This window comes from Gemmatimonadota bacterium (assembly GCA_026706845.1).
Lineage (GTDB): Bacteria > Latescibacterota > UBA2968 > UBA2968 > UBA2968 > VXRD01.
Genome location: JAPOXY010000121.1, coordinates 1 through 18,178, shown reverse-complemented (window position 1 = coordinate 18,178; position 18,178 = coordinate 1). Strand labels below are relative to the sequence as shown.

Here is an 18,178-nt window from a genome sequence, read left to right as displayed (position 1 = left end):
AGAGAATACCCCTTCCGCGCTGTGTTGCGGTGCCACTGGCGAGGCGTATGACCTGACCAAGCGCATCAACCCGGAAGACAAGCGACTGCTCAATTGTCGGCAGGTAGATGTGAACCAGTTGATGCCTCTCAAATACGAATGGGCATGGGAGCACTATCTCAACGGATGCGCCAATCACTGGATGCCGACAGAAGTGCCCATGCAGCGCGACATAGAACTCTGGCGCTCAAATGCACTGAACGACGCCGAGCGAAAAGTCATCTTGCGAAACCTCGGATTCTTCAGCACGGGCGAAAGCCTCGTCGGCAACAACATCGTACTCGCCATCTTCAAACACATCACAAACTCCGAAGCCCGGCAATACCTCTTGCGCCAGGCATTTGAAGAGGCCATACACACGCACACATTCCACTACATCGTCGAATCCCTGGGCCTGAACGCGCGCGAAGTATTCAACATGTATCACGAAGTCGCCTCCATCGAAGGCAAAGACAAATTCGTGATGGAACTAACCGAAGATGTACTGGACCCCAACTTCACAACACAAAGCATTGAAGGCATACAGAAATTCGTGAAAAACCTCATCGGCTTTTACGTCATAATGGAAGGCATCTTCTTCTATAGCGGCTTTGTCATGATCCTCTCCTTCCACCGGCAAAACCGCATGACCGGCATCGGCGAACAATTTCAGTACATCCTGCGCGACGAGACCATACATCTGAATTTCGGCATCGACCTGATCAACACCATAAAACTCGAAAATCCAGAAATATGGACAACGGAACTGCAACGCGACATCTACGACCTCATCCACGAAGCCGTGGAATACGAAGTCATCTACGCGCGGGATTGTGTGCCCGACGGCGTACTGGGCCTCAATGAAGACCTATTCCGCGAATACGTGCAATTCATCGCCGATCGTCGCCTGGAACGAATCGGCCTACAAAGCGTATATGGATCGAAAAATCCATTTCCGTGGATGGGAGAAACCATCGACATCGCAAAAGAAAAGAACTTCTTTGAAACGCGCGTCACGGATTATCAAAGCGCGGGATCCTTGCAGTGGGATGATTAAACCTGAAACTTGAACAAGAATTTATTCAGGCTGACGGGGGAAGGGAAATCAGAGCCTGATACGGGGTGGAAGACACATATCTTCCACCCTGTTTTGTTTAGACTGGATTGCGGCTCAACACCATGCCGCAATGACACTCGTCACTCCTGCGAAAGCAGGAGTCCAGTACTTATTTGACAGACCACTATTGATCAGCCATGGGAAAAGCCATAACCTCGCCTATAGAAGACGCCCCAGTAAGCAACATAATGAGACGATCCACCCCAAGCGCAATCCCGCCAGAAGGCGGCATCCCGTATTCGAGAGCCGCGAGAAAACGCTCGTCAATCGGATAAGCCGGATTCCCCTCCCTCACGCGCTGGGCGGCCTCCTCTTCCAACCGCTGGCGTTGCTCATCCGGATCGTTCAACTCTGTAAACGCATTGCACAACTCCACCCCCGCAATATAAACCTCAAAACGCTCAGCCAGATCTGGCGCGCTGGACTTGCGCTTGGCAAGCGCCGCCATCGGCGCAGGATAATCGTACAAAATCGCGGGCTTCTGCACACCCAGATGCGGCTCAACCCGATCGAGAAAAACCTTGAAAAACGCGACATCTGGCGGATCGTCCTCATCAACCGTCGAAAGTCTCGCCTGCCTGATAAACGCAGCCGTCTCCGAATACGGATCAGCAGTAATACCCGCATAGCGCAACATCGCCTCCCGCACGGAAATACGCTCCCACGGCGGCGTCAGATCAACCGCGCACTGATCCGTCTGCACAACAGGCTCTCCATATAAATCTGTCGCAAGTTCGGCAATCAGATATTCGGTATCCACCATAATATCCGTATAATCCGCGTACGCCCGATACCACTCCAGCATCGTAAACTCCGGCGTATGCATCCTGCCAACAGGCTCGTGCCGAAACACCTTGCAAACCTGGTATATCCGTTCAAACCCAGCCGCCAGCAGGCGTTTCATCGCATACTCAGGCGACGTATGCAGATAAAACTGACGCATCTCATACGTCGTCCGAAACGCTTCAAGGTGCGGCTCCATACCCGGTTGCGGCACCATCAGAGGGGTCTCAACCTCCACAAAACCCTTCTCATCAAAAAAGCGGCGAATCCCCGCGATAATTTTGGCGCGCTTGCGCAAATTCGTCTGCACGTCCTGAGTTAGAGGCACTGCGCCACCACGCGACGGCACCAGCACCCGCAGTCCTGAAGCACAAAAAACATCGTCTTCAAAACGACCCTCAACCTCCACAATATTCCCCGCCCGTCCCGCATCCGCAGTATTAAAACCCAGACGCACCGTCCCCGTCTCATCGGACAACGTATCGCTATCTACAAGCCGCCCGGCCACAACCGCAAACGCACCCGACTGAAGCTCACAGATCCGATGCGTACGCTTACACCGTGCGGGATATTGGGGAGATGGATATTCGTGCATCTATATTGTCCTCATCTCTCGATTGACGATCAAATCCAATGTCATATATTACGTGTTATCGCCTTCTTAACGCAAAAATTTCCTACCCCTACAATCCCAAAAGGATCCACCATGCGCCCGTACATCTGTTGTCACAACCACATTGGACGAACCATTAACCGCGCACCCACCGTCGGACAAAACGCCCAAATGTGTTTGTCCCGCTTTGCCGAAACCGACATTTACGCCGCCATATCAATGCCAACAGCCGTGGGAAGTCCAATCACCCGGGGAATACGGGACATACGGGAACAAAACGCAGCAATAGCCCGCGCGTGCAAAAAATTTCCCCACGTATTTCCCATTGGCATGGCACTCATCGAGCCGCGATTCGGCGAACTCGGCATTGACGAAGCCGAAAAAGCCATGGACGACCTGGGCCTCGTCGGAGTAGCCGGACACCCCCCCATGAAAGAAGAAATCCTCCCCATGGTAGAAGTCGCAGCCGCGCGAAACGGACTGTGCAACCTGCACTGGCACGACAGCTTGATGGACCGCACCGCCCGAACATTTCCAAACGCGCAATTTATCGTACACGCCAGCACCTGGGCTGCGGAAAACCTATCACAGCACGACAACATCTGGTTCGAAGTCGTACAATACCCCGATGGACGGGGATCCACATGGGACTTCAAATGGTTCGCCGACAAAGTCGGGCGCGAGCGACTCATCTTTGGCGCGGACCTGCCATATTACGACTATCGCTTCCTCCAGCACATAATAGAAGAAGCCGACTGCGACGACGACTTAAAAGATCGAATCGCCCATCAAAATGTCCTGGCCCTGATCAAACAATACAAATCGGACTGGACATTGCCGACGCAACCGCCTCAAGCACCCCGCGTGTACAATCCGGAACACCTCTGGGCGTGCAACCCGGATCAGACAGATCGGTTGACCGTAGATATCTTGCCTTGAGGAACAAAAATGACCCGTAAGCGACCAAACATAATCGTATTTCTAACCGACGACCAGGGCTATGGCGACCTGGGAATCTACGGAAACCCGGACCTGGACACGCCCCACATCGACCGCATCGGTCAGGAAGGCCTGTGCCTGAACCAACACTACACCGCATCCCCAATCTGTGCGCCAGCCCGAGCCGCTTTTTTAACCGGACGCTACAACCACCGCGTAGGCGCACTGAGCGTAGAGTCAAACCGCGGACTGGACCGAATCGCACTCGGCGAATCCACAATCGCGGATCTATTCAAAGCAAACGGCTATGCAACGGGAATGGTGGGAAAATGGCACAATGGACTACACGACATGCGGTATCATCCGAACAACCGGGGCTTCGATGAATTCGCGGGATTCTTAAACGGAGGGATGAATTACTGGAACTGGATCATCGAATACAACGGACAGCCGAAATGGTCAGACGGCCGGTATCTCACCGACGTATTCACACAGGACGCCATTGAATTTATCAAACGGCACAAAACAGAGCCGTTCTTTCTCTACATAGCCTACAACGCGCCGCACGGACCACTCGAAGCGCCAGAAGAAGACATCCGCCCCTTTGAAGAAATGGAAAAATTCACCCGCGCCGTGTGCCTCACCTACGGAATGATCCGGCGGATGGACACCGGAATCGGGCAAATCCTGGATACACTCGAACAACACGACCTGGCGGAAGACACCATCGTACTGTACACCAGCGACAACGGACCTGTCCACCTCGGCAAAGGAGAAAACGACCAAACCCGCTACAACGGACCATTTCGGGGCATGAAATACGATGTACTCGAAGGCGGAATCCGCGTACCGGGCCTGATCCGCTGGCCCGCGGGCTTGTCGCAAGGCGAGACATATGACGGAATGCTGCACTTTACAGACTGGATGCCCACGCTATTACAGGCCTGCGGAATTGACATGCAGACGCCTTCTGATGGGATGGATGTCATCCCCGCATTACAGGGTGAACCCCAAAAACTCCCGACCAAACGATACTGGCAATTCAACCGCTACGATCCCATCGGCACATGCAATGCCGCGATGCGAGATGGGGAATGGAAACTCTACTGGCCCCGCATTGAAGAAGCCATGCAAAAAATGAAATCGGACAATCCACCATTCCAGAAAAATTGCGAAGTACCGCATTTTCTCATGAACGTAGAAAATCCACCCGTGGAGCGGACACTATCGCCACCCGGCGACCCGGAACTCTACAACATCGACAACGACCCCCACGAAAACATCAACCTCGCCCAACAACAGCCAGACCGCGTACACCGCATGAAACGCGAACTGGAAACGTGGTTTGAAGCCGTAGAAGCGGATCGAGTGAGCCGCCCTATTCGACCGCAAACAACCGGTTGTGCGCTGGTAGGCTGATGATCTTCGAGAAATGGTAGATCTGCAAATCGGGGTGGTCGGGATCGACCGTGGTGGGCACTTCGATCACGAAATCGGCAAAGTACGGGACATTAAAAGCCACGAAAGCCAGCGCAAGGCAATCGACGAGCCGCTCGGGACGCACCGAAAGGTCCGGGAACGCGATCGGACCCGTATCGACCTGATAGCGGTCGTCGTCACGGCGGGTATTCATCGTCTTAACCGGACATTCAATCAGTGCCCGAAGGCCGGTATCGTCGTTGCGGATCTCGGTCTGAGAAACCAGCGGCGCAAAGCGATACGTCTCCTCGCGAATCGCCGCGTTCGTCGGCAACTCGCGAATCGTCGCGCCTTCGGCGAGATGCAGGTCGTAACCGCCGAACATCTCCGTGTACGGGCGCGTTTCCCTGTAGCGGTCACTGAGATAAGCATGGCGCCTGAAAATAAGACCGTACCCAGCACTGAAGATCGGCAGAAAATCGTAGTTGTCCTGTATAAACAGATCCTTCTCGTGAAAGGTATTCTCGCTCTTGCATGAGGCTGTCTGGTAGAAATCCTCACAGATCCCCCGCCTGTTGTCGATAACGCGGGTGCGCGACTCGATCCAGAAACGCGCCTCATTAGTGTGCCCTTTACCGATCAGGAATGACCGCCCGTAATCCAGCGGGGTCATGTCGATTTGTGTATTGTCACTCATTGATCTTCCTCTTTGGTAGGGGAATCGGCTTGCAATTGACTACCTCCCGGCTCAGCAAGGAACTCACCATTTAACTTCTCACTTCAAAAACCCCTGAACCCGCGGGTGATCGAGAACATCGGTATTCAGCACATCCCTGGGCGTGCGACCTTCGAGCGCGTCGATAATTTGCTCCACGCAACACTCGTCAAGCCGAATAGCGGACTCAACGGTAATACCCGCGTTGTGATTGGTACATATAATGCGGGGATGGTCCTTGTGAATCGCGCGCGTCTGATTAACCGGATCATCGACGAGATAATAATAAAGCCGCTCCTCTTTAATCGCCCGGTTCACCGCCTCGTCATCCACCAGATTGCCGCGCGAGGGATTGATCACTGAAGCGTGGGGCTTCATCGCGCAGAGCAAATCGTAGGTCACAACCGTATCATCGCCCGAAAGATGGAGAGAAATCGCATCGCATTCCTCAAAAAGGACGCGGGGATCATCGACCACCTCGGCATCGTACTGTGCGGCGACCTCCTCAATATCCGGACGGATATCATAGACCAGCAAACGTCCAGAATCACCCAGAAGCGGACGCGCGCGCTCCGCCATCGCCTGACCGATCCGTCCCAGTCCCCAGATCCCCAGCGTAGAACCTTCTGCCTCATAAGTCCTGATAATCTCAAAATTTCCCGCATGGCTATTTCGGTTCAACGTATAAACGCGCTTCAGCGCGGCCAGCCACTGCGCGATCGCAAATTCGGCAACCGTGACCATATGCACGGGAGCAACCGTCACAAGAACACCGCAATCCGTCGCGCGCGGCACATCGACCTTTTCAAAACCCACACCCCAGCGCGCAACAATGCGCAAATCGCGTGCCGTGGCGTAAAACTCGGGCGTAAACACAACCGAATCCGCCAGAACACCCACCACACCCTCGGCGTGTTCGGCACCAAATTCGGTCTCATCGTAAAACGCCACCTCGGCGTAATCTCGCAACCTGTCAATCGCCCTTGTCCGCTCTTCAGATGCAAACTCGGGCCCCTGTAATTTATCTGTAATGAGAATCTTTTGAGCCATATCTCCCTCTGAAATTCGTCAATGAACTGCTACCTTCTTCTCGCCTTTCATCCTGCACATCCTGATCCGCCTTTCATCTGCGTGCATCTGCGCCATCTGCGGATCCAATCAACGGCAACAACGTCTCGGCCGTTTTCTCTACCAGAAAAGTGTAAAACGCCTCACTCAACAGACTGCTCCCGTGATCCTGAATAAATTTGAGTTCTTCAGGTGTAATATCAACGGGATTGGTCTCCACCGCATTGGGGTATTCATTCGCAGGCGTTCGGTCAATCGGCGCGACAAACTCCACCGTAAGCGCGTCATCATACCCCACCTCTTTGAGCGTCGCCACCAATTTTGCCCAATCCCAATTCCCCAGCCCACACGCCATGCGGTTGTTATCCGCCACGTGAAAATCCACCAGCCGGTCACCTGCATCTCGAATCGCTTGATACGGATCCGCCTCTTCGATATTGATATGAAAAGCATCTAAACACACCCCGCAATTTGCACCCGTCGCCTCTGCCAGGGCAAGCGCCTGAGCACCCCTGGTAATAAAATACGTCTCAAACCGATTGATGGGTTCAATCGCCAGACGAACCCCCTCACTTTCAGAGTGATCGTAAACCTCCCGCATGCCAGCCACAGCCCATTCCCACTCTTCATCGGGCGTGGCATCCGGTTCGATTTTCCCCACAGTAGCCGGCACCACAGTCAGCTCATACCCATCGAGTTCCTTAACCATCGTAACACAGTCCTTGACGTACTGCACGGATTGTGCCCGAATTCCCGCATCTTTGGCCAGCATATTGCGGTCGCCCATCATCAAAGTCACCGCCCCCCAGCAGCGGATATTGTATTTACCCCGCAACGCACGCACCTCTGACGTATCATACCGCTCGGGTTCCCCACTGAGCTCAATACTCTCGTACCCAAATTTTGCCAACCGCTCAAGCGTGGTTGCGAGAGACTCTGACCGCATCCAATTGTGCATAGATAAATGCATCAATAACCCCCCTGAACAATAATATCTGGTGTATTCTCAACGCGCCCCCACCAGAGCGCCATATCAAAAGTGGGATCCCCAGTGAGAAAACGCCAGAACTTGATGCGATTCATAAGTTCAATGCGATGGCGTTGCCCGTGCCAGGGAATCTTCTGATTGAGTTTCTGCATAACCTCGGGACTATCGAGATCGTCGGTATTCCACAAACGCTGCTGCCGAACCGTGGGATTGAGGCGCAGCTTAAACATATACCTATCCCTATCCGTAAAATTGCTCCGCGCCGAATGCCATATATTCGTATGCCAGAAAAACATCGTCCCCGCCTCGCAAACCGCCTGCACCTGCCCTATGATATTCTGATAGCGCTTAATCTCAGCTTCGTGAACCCGGCGAAATTGCGTACCCGGCACAAAAAGCGTACCCCCACTTTCCAGCGGCGTATCCTCTGGAAAAAAGGAAATCTGAATATCGAAATGCAAATCGCGAACATCGTACTCTGCATCCTGATGCAAATTGGCACCCTTGCGCGTATTTGCCGGCGTGAGATGCGCCGCGTGGTGATCGTATCGCGGATTGGGACCCACCAGACTGTGAATAATCGCTGCCACTTTGGGCAGGCGAAAAATCTTGCCAATGGCTTCATCGGGCCAGGCCTCGCTAAAAGGCGAACCCATCGGAGCGCGGCGTCTGAGCTTGCCCGTACTCATCTCTTCGTGTGCGGCTTCGCAGAGTTCCCGCGGCACCAGATTGTCAAAACGCAGAAAACCCGTGCTTGCAAACTGCGCCATTTCCACGGACGTAAGCAAAAGATTCTTATCCATTTATCGCCTCCATTTTTTCCAGGACAAATTCAAAATCGAGATAGTCGTTTTCGTATTCGCGCCCGACCTCCGGCGTTTTCAGAAAAGGCACCTGAATAACGCGCCAGCCATCGCGCATCGCATCCAGCACAGAATTATAAGGCGGCTCGGCATCTTCACCTGCAGCTTCAAACATCTCATCAGTCGTACCATCGTAAAGCGACCAACCAACAACTTCGCTCTCCGGACTGGAATTGCCCAGATAGAGAAAGAGAAGTTTTTGTCTCAATTGTGCTTCGGGCATTCACACCCTCCTCATTTTGAAATGAATATACGGCATACAACAAAAAATTGTCCATATTGATTTATATGAGACCGCCCAGATCGAGCATATCGCGCGTGATAAGCGGATCGCCCAGGGGACGGGAGAGAAAAGGACCGTGATAATCTGAGCCACCGGAAATGAGCAAATTATTTTTCTTACAAAAATCAATATAGTACCTGGTCTCAGAAAGATCATTTACCGAAGGCGAATAGCACTCGATACCCGCGATGCCAAAATCGCGCCATAGCATGAGTTGATCTCTGGACATCCGTTCGCCGCCCTGATACACATTGGGATGCGCGAGAAAAGGGAAGCCTCCTGCGTCTTTGACCGTCTGAATAACGATTTCAGGCGGAGGGCATTCAACACGCATATTCAGGTGCTGAGTGATCGCAAAATACCCGGGAATATCTTCGATGATACCCTGATCAATGAGGAAATTCAAAGACTTCCAGCCACCGCGTATCGGATCATAAGTATAGGACTCGTACTGTTCAAAATCGATGCGCGCGTCTTGTTCAGCCAACAGGCGAACCGTCTCCAGATTGAGGGCGTTGCGCTCCTCGCGATTGTATGAGAGAAGAGATTGAAGACCCGGGTGCTCAAAATCAATGCCATAGCAGGTAATGTGATATTCGCGATCGTACAGGGTCGAGATTTCAACGCCGGAGATACAGTGCATACCACGCGCTTCAGCCTCGGAAATCATAGATTGGCTATTCTGAGTCGTATCGTGATCGGTAACCGCAAAAGTCGTGATATTATATTCGGCGAGCAAATCGAGGAGTTCAGACCGCGTCCATGCACCATCAGATGCAGTCGTGTGCATGTGGAGATCAATGTACATGCAGATTATTCCCGTAGTTCATACATCAAACACCAGCACATCATCGACAATCGGACGTATAAAAGTCTGGCTGAGTGCTCTGTGATCCGGATGCGGCAAATAAAAGTCTCGCGCAGCCTCATCAGTAAACCGAATAATAAATCCCCAGTCATAGCCGTAATTTTTTCCCTCCGGGCTGTTATTATACCCCGCAGTAATCTCCTCCATACCCGGAATACTGCCCTTTTCTTTAAGCGCAATCAGGCCATCGTGTAGCACCCGGGTCTGTTCCCGCGTAACCCCATCTTTGAGCTTGAGAAGAACAATATGATCTATCATAGAAACTCCCTTCACGTTATAGTGCGTTCGCGACGCAAATTGAAAACACACCACAGAACAAGCGCATAAGCCACAGCGGCAATATAAAAATTGGTAGATATCCCAAATATAAGAGAAACAAACACAGCCAGAGCAGAACACAGCACACCCATAATCCCGTTCAGAGCCCAGAACCACGGCGTATCGTCTTCATAATCAGTCTGGACCAGACGCATACCCGTCGGAAAAAACAACCCCATAAGCATGCCCACGGGAAAAATGACCAGAACAGACACCAGAACTTTTGTCGTCGTATCCTCAGCCATCATGTGGGACAACAAATAGTGGAGAACCGTATTGAGAGCAATAACACTCACCGCCGTTATAATGGGAAAAACATAAACCCACGGCTTTCGTGCAAGCGGAAGATGATCACTTACAAAACTACCCATACCCGTACTTGCAATAAGTGTAAACAGCAATATACCCAGCGAATAGATCGGGTGTCCAGTAAATACGTTGAGCCGTTGAATCAGGGCAATCTCCACAAACATAAAAGCCGAACCAATAAGAGAAAAATACAGTGCCCCGAACCAGAAACCGGGCATTTGGGTCAAAGCCTTTGGCCTGTGCGCGAGCCACAAAGGCACCCCAATCGTTGCAATAGCGAGAGCCCCGAGCACAACCAAAAGCACGAGAAGCGTGGCAAGCGCTCTCAAATTACCGCTGATAACGCCCTCTTGACCTCGCAGTGCCGCATCCAGATGGCCCAGCTTCAACATATTAAAAAAATACGGATTGTCATCCGTCGGCGGGCTGTAGTCCAATTCAGCCTGAGCCACAGCCTCTGCGAGTTGATCTGTCGATTGGGCAGATAAAATCTGTCTCAAAACAGGTTCGGCAGGCAAATGATCGGGCACATGCACAATCTGATATTGCAATTCCTCGCACACCTGCCTCAACCGATTGACATCAGCCTCATCCAGCGGCTGCCGACAAACCAGCAAAGTCGAAATATTGTCGATTGTGATAAGCGCCATGTGATCGGCCGGTCTTTTGACATCCAGCCGCAAAAGCGATTCAACGCCCAGACTCAACACCCTCCCGGTTTCCCCAATATGTTCTGCACTGTACCAGCGCGACACCGTAAAAATACCGTCCTCTGATAGACGGCTGAGAAATGTCTGCCAGGCTTCAACAGTATAAAGCGCATTTTCAGAAAAAGAAAATGCACCCGCGCCCGTTGCTGCCCAGGTATCGATCAACGCCATCTGAATAACGGAAAACTGCGCGCGACTCTGCGACAAAAAACTGCGCGCATCATCAACCACAAAAGTCACGTCATCCCGATTGGCAAGCCCAGCAAACTCGCGAAACTCATTCTGGAGCAAATCGACAAAAATCGGATTGACCTCAATACCCAGAACAGCGTCGTGACCAAAAAAGAGCGCACTCTGGATATCCTTACCCCCGCCCACGCCAATAATACACGCATTACCCCTTCTATTGAGATAATACCCGACATTTGTAATATCATAACGCAGATGTTCAATATCTTTTGGCGAAGCAAAAGATCTAATAGCCGTACCCGCTGCACCGTCAATCGTCATCCCGTGAAAAAAGATATTTTCTCCTTCTGCTACGGGACTACCACCCCAGAGTTGCGGAGGCAAATATTGCTGGCGATAGACAACAACCCGCGAAAAGGAATTCCACCGCTCTAAAATTTGGTCGCTGAGTCTTTGAAACTTCTCCTTCACAAACATCGGGCGAATGCCATACGGGGTCTGCGCATTGAGAATCCCCAACACAAAAAACAGCAACGCGAACGCGAGATAACGACGGACAGATCGAGATTGAGCAACACGGGCAAAACACGCGCCCGCCAGCGCGCCAATACCGCTGCACCACAACATCAGACTCGGCGCATCAACTATTTCGAGACCGCCCAGAACAATCAGACAACCAGCAGAAGCACCTGTTAAATCACTGGCATAAAGCCTGCCAATCGGTGCATTGAACCGCGTCAACACAGTCGTGATAACCAGACCCGCATAATAAAACGGCCAGGCGCAGACCAGCGTTGCCACAAAAAGCACGATCAGACTCAGAATACTTTTGTAAAATCCGATGGGCAGAACGCACAAAAGGATCAGAGACGCGGGAATAGACAGTGCAAATCCGAGACAGGCTCGGGTAATCGCGTCATATTTGTTCTCACCGTCAAACCGACCTCTTTGCACATAGACCTGAATAGCCCCCGCAGTCATCCCCAGCATGGCAATAGAAATCGAAAAAAACGCCAGATGGTACCAGGTAATAACACTCAGCAGACGCACCAGAACAATCTGGATCGCCAGCGACGCCAGCGCGATCAAAAAAAGCCCGGAATAAGCTGTGATTGAACGTTCGTTTTTCATAGTCGATAGAACTTCATCCATACGGGGTGGTCGGGTGGGGTTCGTCTATTCGTTGATTCGTTGATTCGTTGATGAACTGACCTGAGAGACGGTCAGTTGTACCCCGCTCCGTTGATTCGTTCCCCGAAGGTACACCCATTCGGCGAAATCATCAAGCCCAATACAGGCATCCTTCACACTTCCCCTTGACAGCCCCAATCCGCAGACCTATATAGGTGTCATGGCTGAAGTCGCTCAAGAACACCGACAAAAAGACCCCACCGCACGCGCATTGACCTATAAGTCAATCGTCCTGGGGATAGCACTTGTGCTCGTAGCCGCGCTCGGTGGATTTTACGCACGGCACATCTTGCACACAACGCGGCTGGCGCAAAATCACCTGTCTCTCGCCGTGGTATTTCCCTTTGCAATAACAGTCGTCTTCTTGCGGCATTATCTCAAACTCAATCGGGGCGAACTGCTCGTCATCTTCTCAATGGGCCTGATCGCCTCAACCCTGCCAACGTACTTCTTGAGCCGATTAATCGCCAGCTTTTGCGTACCGTATTACCTCGCCGACCCTACAAATCGATGGGGTGAATTTACACACGATTACCTGCCATCCTGGGCTGTAATTGAACCCGGCCCGGCACTGACGTGGTTCTTCGAGGGCTTGCCGCGCGGCTCGCCTGTTCCATGGGAAGTGTGGATCGGACCCTTATTCTGGTGGTTGAGCCTGCTCGCGGCACTCTGCGCGGTCTTGTTGTGTACAGCAATAATCCTGCGCAAGCAATGGATCGAATACGAGCGATTGGACTACGCCCTCATGGAATTGCCCCTCGCAATGGTTGAGGAAGGCGATACACCATCCCGCTTGCCACCATTTATGCGCTCGCCGCTATTCTGGATGGGCTTTTCTTTTTCGATCTTCGGCATACTATGGAACATCGTATCCTATTTTAACCCCACATTTCCCGTATTTCCCTGGCGGTTTGAAGCCATATCCTTCGGGCGAGATTTTCAGGCAATTCGCATGAACCTCTACTGGCCCATTGTGGGATTTGCCTACTTTATCAACTTAGACATCTCGTTTAGCATCTGCTTTTTCTACCTTCTCGCGGTAATTGAAGAGGGATTATTCAACCGATTCGGCGTCATAATTTCAGAAGCAAATTTTGCTGGCACCTCCTTTGTACCCGTGGGCTGGCAAATGATCGGCGTGTGGTTTACCGTAGTCGGCTGGGGACTTTGGATAGCGCGGTCGCATTTGCGAGATGTCTTTCGCAAAGCATTCAAAGGCGATGCAAAAATCGATGACTCAGACGAATTGCTCTCCTATCGGAGCGCAGTCTTTGGCTTATTGGGCGGGCTGCTTTACATGTCCTGTTGGTTTTACGCCTCGGGCATGGGCCTGTGGGTCATCGCGGTATTTCTCATCGTCATGATGGTCGTCTATATCGGGATCTCGCGCATCATCGCCGAAACCGGCGTCATCACCATCCGAGCCGTCATGGTACCGCAAACATTTATCATGTTCACATTTGGGACCACGCGGCTATCTGCACAGACCATGGTCGCACTCGGCATGTCATTTGGCTGGTGCGGCGACATGAAAACAACGCTCATGCCCGCATTGACCCACTCCGTCCGTCTATTTGACACCATCCAGCACCACAAACGGCAACTCGTCTGGGCCATGTGCCTGGCAATGGGCGTGGGCATTGTCGCATCCTGTTTGTATATCATATCCATGGGGTATGAAGGCGGCGCGGGCAATTACGGATCGCAAATCTCCGGAGGCTTAGCGCGCGGACCCTGGGACTTTGTGGTCAAATACGCAAGAGATCCCGTCAACCCCGACTGGCGCAAAATGGCCTTCTTCACCAGCGGCATCGCCTTTGCTGCTCTCCTGTACTTCTTGCGCTACCGCTACACCTGGTGGCCCCTGCACCCACTGGGACTGGCAACCGGACCTGCGTATCCCGTGACCCATGTAATCTTTCCCATTTTCCTGGGCTGGTTGAGCAAACTCGCGATCCTGCGTTTTGGCGGCAGCAGAACCTATCGCAGTGCCCGGCCCTTCTTCCTCGGATTGATCATGGGATACTACGTGGGCGCGGGCATCTCGTTCTTTGTCGATATGATCTGGTTCTACGGGCAAGGTCACGGCGTCCCGTTTTCCGATTGAGCAATCAGCGATCAGCAAAACCAGTCCCCGAACTTTTTACCAGAAATTTTGGCAAATGATCGAGACGTATTTTATCCTTGGATATTTAGAAAGCATTATTATTATTTAGTTTGCAAATGTGAGATACACTATAAACCTGTTTTTTTATTATAAGGTTCTTTTTGATGATCAAATCACTTGACCGCACAGGTACCTGGCGAACTTATTCCATAGCTGATGGCCTGGCCGGGATGCGCGTTGAACACATTGTTGAGGATAACGAGGGTTATCTCTGGTTCGCCACATGGGACAACGGCGTTAGTCGCTTCGACGGAGACGAGTTTCGAAATTTTACACGACAGGACGGTCTTATTAGTGACAGCGTTTATTTTGTGTCACAGGACAGTCAGAGGCGATTGTGGTTCGGTACACTAAATGGTCTCTGCTGGTACGACGGAGCAGATTTCCACCATTTGGAGGACAATGGGATCGCAGATCGAACTGTGCAGAGCATTTACGAAGACGGTGAGGGACGTGTATGGTTTGGTGGGCACCGCACTCTGGGATATTACGACGGCACTGTGTTCCACGACCTGATTCCGCTCTATCTTCAGCACTACGAGCAGCCGCCTTCTCCTCAGTGGTCCAACCTGTGTTGGGGTATTACCCAGGATCCGCAAGGCCACCTGTGGTTTGGTTTTGACTACCCCATTCGCTTCGATGGTCAGTCCTTTCACCGCTATGATGAGAAAGAGGGATTTCCTCGAGATGGAAACGTCTATTCTGTGGGCAAGGATCCTGCTGGCAAGGTGTGGATCGGTCGGCTTGGACATCGAGACGGGCTCTGGTGCTATGCCGATGGTTCTTTCCAGTCTGTTCAGGTAGATTTGGGTGGTAAATTACGCAAAATTCAGTGCGACTGTACAGGTCGGATGTGGTTCAGTACTTCTGAGGGAGTACTCTATCAGGACGGTGATGGGTTCAACAGATTTACCCCTGCCGATGGCTTGCCCCATCCCGCAGTCAAATCTGTGTTTCGAGATCGCGATCATCAGTATTGGTTCGCCACCTGGGGTGGCGTCGGACTTTACGATACACAGATCAGTGTTTTCGATCTCAGTACGGAGCTCTCCTCAAACGTGAGTGAGGTCTCGCAACTCGTGCAAGACCGGCGAGGCGATATATGGGTCGGGTGTGTCGTTTACCTTCTCAATCCCTTGACCAAAAGCGTCTTTCGCTTCGATGGCGAGCACGTTGCATTTGCAGGTACCGAGTATGACTTTGATATCAACAACTGTTTTGCCATCTACGAAGACCACGAAGGGTATCTGTGGTTTGGCGGCCGCAACGGGCTGTTCCGCTACGATGGGCAGAAGGTTAAAAAAATAGAAACAATCGCAGATTTAGACGGAAAAAGTGTTAGTGCAATCACCCAGGACGCGCAAGGAGGATTCCTTTTGGGGTATTGGGAGAACAGCACAGGAACAAAAAGAGAAAATATTTTTGCCAGCGCATTGACGCTCACTTATCAGCGAGGGGAGGAATTCCAGACCATTTTTGTAGAGAATGAAAAGAAAGATCCTTTTAGCAGCATCGGCACTGTGATTGCCGGGCGCAACAGCGAGGTCTATTTCCATCTCACGCACCAAAATTTCTCCGATAACTACAAAGGCTTTGCGCGCTGGCATCCCAAAGATGGTCTTAAATTTTATGGGATGGAAGATGGGCTGATAGACCACCAGATCACTGATCTGCTCTTAGACCGCGCTGGCAACCTGTGGGTTGCTACTCAGAGCGGTCTGAGTTTCTTTGATGGCAACGTCTTTCACAACTTCACAACAGCAGACGGTTTGCCGAGTGATCGCATCCGTTGTTTGCTTGAGGATCGACAAGGCCACCTCTGGCTCGGCACAGACGGCGGCGTGGCTCACTACGATGGTCAACTTTTTCAGACTATCAAGTCGCCGTATATAGGATCAGTTTCTCAGATACTCGAAGATCGCGATGGAAACTTCTGGTTTGGTACCGTCCAAAGTTCTCTGGTGCGCTATCGTCAGCGGCAAACTTCGCCTCAGATTCGCCTGCTGCAAGTGAACGCCGATCATGTTTATGAGAATATCATCTTGTCCACGGCAGGTCAGCAGGTAATTTTCGAGTATAAGGGGCTGAGTTTTTCCACCCATCCCCGCGACATGCTCTATGTCTATCGCCTGAAGGGATACGATTCTGACTGGCAGCCTGCGACTCGAAAGATGCGGGCGCATTACCGGGACCTGCCACCGGACGATTACACCTTTCAAGTCAGGGCAATAGATCGCGACCTCAATCACTCGGAGATCGCGCAGGTGCAACTCCTGGTAGAAGAGGATCCGCGTATCGAAGCTCTAACGACTGCTCTTAACAGTCAGGGGAGCAAAGAATTCATTGGTCAGAGTACGGCCCTGCACGAATTTCAAATTCAGCTCAGAAAAGTAGCATCCACTGATCTGACAGTACTGTTTAAGGGCGAGACGGGTGTTGGTAAGGGATTGGCTGCGCGGGCACTACACACTCTGAGTGCCCATCGCGATGGCCCTTTTATGCAGGTCAACTGCGGAGCACTGCCAGCAACGCTGATCGATAGTGAACTGTTTGGTCACGAGAGAGGAGCGTTTACCAGCGCAGTTGTTCGCAGACTGGGCAAAGTGGAACTCGCGAAGGGAGGCACGCTCTTTTTGGACGAGGTCGGCGATATGAGTCTGGAAACGCAGGCCAGGATGTTGCGCTTGCTGGACGAGGGCACGTTTGAGCGCATTGGAGGTAGCGAGACGCTGGAGGCGCGAACGCGGATTGTGGCAGCGACCAATCGCGATCTCGAGGAAATGATCAGTGCAGGTAATTTCCGAGAGGACCTCTATTACCGTCTCAATACTTTTCCGATATATTTGCCGCCGCTGCGTGAGCGCAAGGAGGACATACCGGACCTATCTGAGTATTTCAAGAACCGCATGGCAGCGCATATAGGCAAGCAACTTGATCCTTTGACTTCAGAGGTTATTGAGGTGTTGCAAGCCTATAATTGGCCTGGGAATGTGCGAGAACTGGAGCATACGATACAGCGTGCAGTAACCGTGTGTAATGGTTTGCAAATCGAAGTAGGGGATCTGGGGCTGTATGGTTCTCAAATCAAGGGCACTGTGCAGGACCATAAGAGGCGCACTTTACCTGATCAAGCTGGCGAAATCATGCCTTTGGATGAATTTGAACGCGATTATATTCTCAAAGTACTCAAAGTGACCAAATGGAAAATAAAGGGGGCAGACGGGGCGGCGACATTGTTGGGTTTACCGCCTTCTACTCTATACACTAAAATGAAAAAACTGGGCATCAAACGCCTATCGCAAAGGACGTTATAACGTCTTTAGATGTTATAACATCCTTTGTTTAATAAAAATCTGTTAATAAATAGTCTTAAGAGCCAGTCTGATTGTTTTTGGACGTTATAACGTCTAAAAATATAAAATTCAGTCTGGCTTTTTTGTTTTTTATTATACTTCTATCATATTTAAAAATAACATGTTATAAATATAATTTTTGAAATGATTCACAGTGGTACACTTTTTGCTTTTATAAGCCCCATTCAGGTCCCCTCAGAACCAGGACCGACGTGAAGCGCAAAGTTTCACATCCACACACCCAAAGGGAGGGAAGAAATGCATCTG

At 51.5% G+C, this 18,178-nt stretch carries 14 protein-coding genes; 5 read left to right on the top strand and 9 right to left on the bottom strand.

Annotated features, from left to right (window positions below):
* The first annotated feature begins 52 nt into the window (after positions 1 to 52).
* Positions 53 to 1,075 (top strand): ribonucleotide-diphosphate reductase subunit beta, encoded by a 1,023-nt coding sequence (locus OXG87_11800; protein ID MCY3870233.1) that lies wholly within the window; start codon positions 53 to 55, stop codon positions 1,073 to 1,075.
* Between the two features lie 184 nt (positions 1,076 to 1,259).
* Here OXG87_11800 and epmA read toward each other — a convergent pair whose 3' ends face one another.
* A complete protein-coding gene (gene epmA, locus OXG87_11795; protein MCY3870232.1) occupies positions 1,260 to 2,513 on the bottom strand; it encodes an EF-P lysine aminoacylase EpmA in 1,254 nt (417 codons plus the stop codon).
* Positions 2,514 to 2,624: 111 nt separating this feature from the next.
* Between epmA and OXG87_11790 the strand changes: the two genes are divergently transcribed.
* Together OXG87_11790 and OXG87_11785 are read left to right on the top strand one after the other, a co-directional pair.
* On the top strand, positions 2,625 to 3,470 hold the full coding sequence (locus OXG87_11790; GenBank protein MCY3870231.1) for an amidohydrolase family protein: 846 nt from the start codon (positions 2,625 to 2,627) through the stop codon (positions 3,468 to 3,470).
* A 9-nt stretch (positions 3,471 to 3,479) separates the two neighbouring features.
* Complete coding sequence (locus OXG87_11785) at positions 3,480 to 4,889, top strand: sulfatase-like hydrolase/transferase (GenBank protein MCY3870230.1); 1,410 nt, start codon at positions 3,480 to 3,482, stop codon at positions 4,887 to 4,889.
* Here OXG87_11785 and OXG87_11780 read toward each other — a convergent pair.
* The 8 genes from OXG87_11780 to OXG87_11745 form a co-directional block, all read right to left on the bottom strand.
* A complete protein-coding gene (locus OXG87_11780) occupies positions 4,849 to 5,586 on the bottom strand; it encodes a hypothetical protein (protein ID MCY3870229.1) in 738 nt (245 codons plus the stop codon). The genes OXG87_11785 and OXG87_11780 overlap by 41 nt on opposite strands.
* A gap of 78 nt (positions 5,587 to 5,664) precedes the next feature.
* A complete protein-coding gene (locus OXG87_11775; GenBank protein ID MCY3870228.1) occupies positions 5,665 to 6,654 on the bottom strand; it encodes an NAD(P)-binding domain-containing protein in 990 nt (329 codons plus the stop codon).
* 73 nt (positions 6,655 to 6,727) lie between these two features.
* Positions 6,728 to 7,642 carry a sugar phosphate isomerase/epimerase gene (locus OXG87_11770; GenBank protein MCY3870227.1) on the bottom strand — a complete coding sequence of 305 codons (915 nt, stop codon included), beginning with the start codon at positions 7,640 to 7,642 and terminating at the stop codon, positions 6,728 to 6,730.
* Positions 7,642 to 8,463: a phytanoyl-CoA dioxygenase family protein gene (locus OXG87_11765; GenBank protein MCY3870226.1), complete on the bottom strand. Its 822-nt coding sequence runs from the start codon at positions 8,461 to 8,463 to the stop codon at positions 7,642 to 7,644. The genes OXG87_11770 and OXG87_11765 overlap by 1 nt, the downstream gene beginning before the upstream one ends.
* On the bottom strand, positions 8,456 to 8,746 hold the full coding sequence (locus OXG87_11760; protein ID MCY3870225.1) for a hypothetical protein: 291 nt from the start codon (positions 8,744 to 8,746) through the stop codon (positions 8,456 to 8,458). Before OXG87_11760 ends, OXG87_11765 begins: the two co-directional genes overlap by 8 nt.
* Positions 8,747 to 8,807: 61 nt before the next feature.
* Positions 8,808 to 9,614: a PHP domain-containing protein gene (locus OXG87_11755; protein ID MCY3870224.1), complete on the bottom strand. Its 807-nt coding sequence runs from the start codon at positions 9,612 to 9,614 to the stop codon at positions 8,808 to 8,810.
* Between the two features lie 18 nt (positions 9,615 to 9,632).
* Positions 9,633 to 9,932, bottom strand: coding sequence for a Dabb family protein (locus OXG87_11750; GenBank protein ID MCY3870223.1), 300 nt, complete (start codon positions 9,930 to 9,932; stop codon positions 9,633 to 9,635).
* Positions 9,933 to 9,943: 11 nt separating this feature from the next.
* Positions 9,944 to 12,331, bottom strand: a complete 2,388-nt coding sequence (locus OXG87_11745; protein MCY3870222.1) for a hypothetical protein — start codon at positions 12,329 to 12,331, stop codon at positions 9,944 to 9,946.
* A gap of 220 nt (positions 12,332 to 12,551) precedes the next feature.
* On the opposite strand from OXG87_11745, the gene OXG87_11740 reads away from it, so the two are divergent.
* Complete coding sequence (locus OXG87_11740; GenBank protein MCY3870221.1) at positions 12,552 to 14,498, top strand: hypothetical protein; 1,947 nt, start codon at positions 12,552 to 12,554, stop codon at positions 14,496 to 14,498.
* Positions 14,499 to 14,662: 164 nt separating this feature from the next.
* On the top strand, positions 14,663 to 17,872 hold the full coding sequence (locus OXG87_11735; GenBank protein MCY3870220.1) for a sigma 54-interacting transcriptional regulator: 3,210 nt from the start codon (positions 14,663 to 14,665) through the stop codon (positions 17,870 to 17,872).
* Positions 17,873 to 18,178 lie beyond the last annotated feature (306 nt).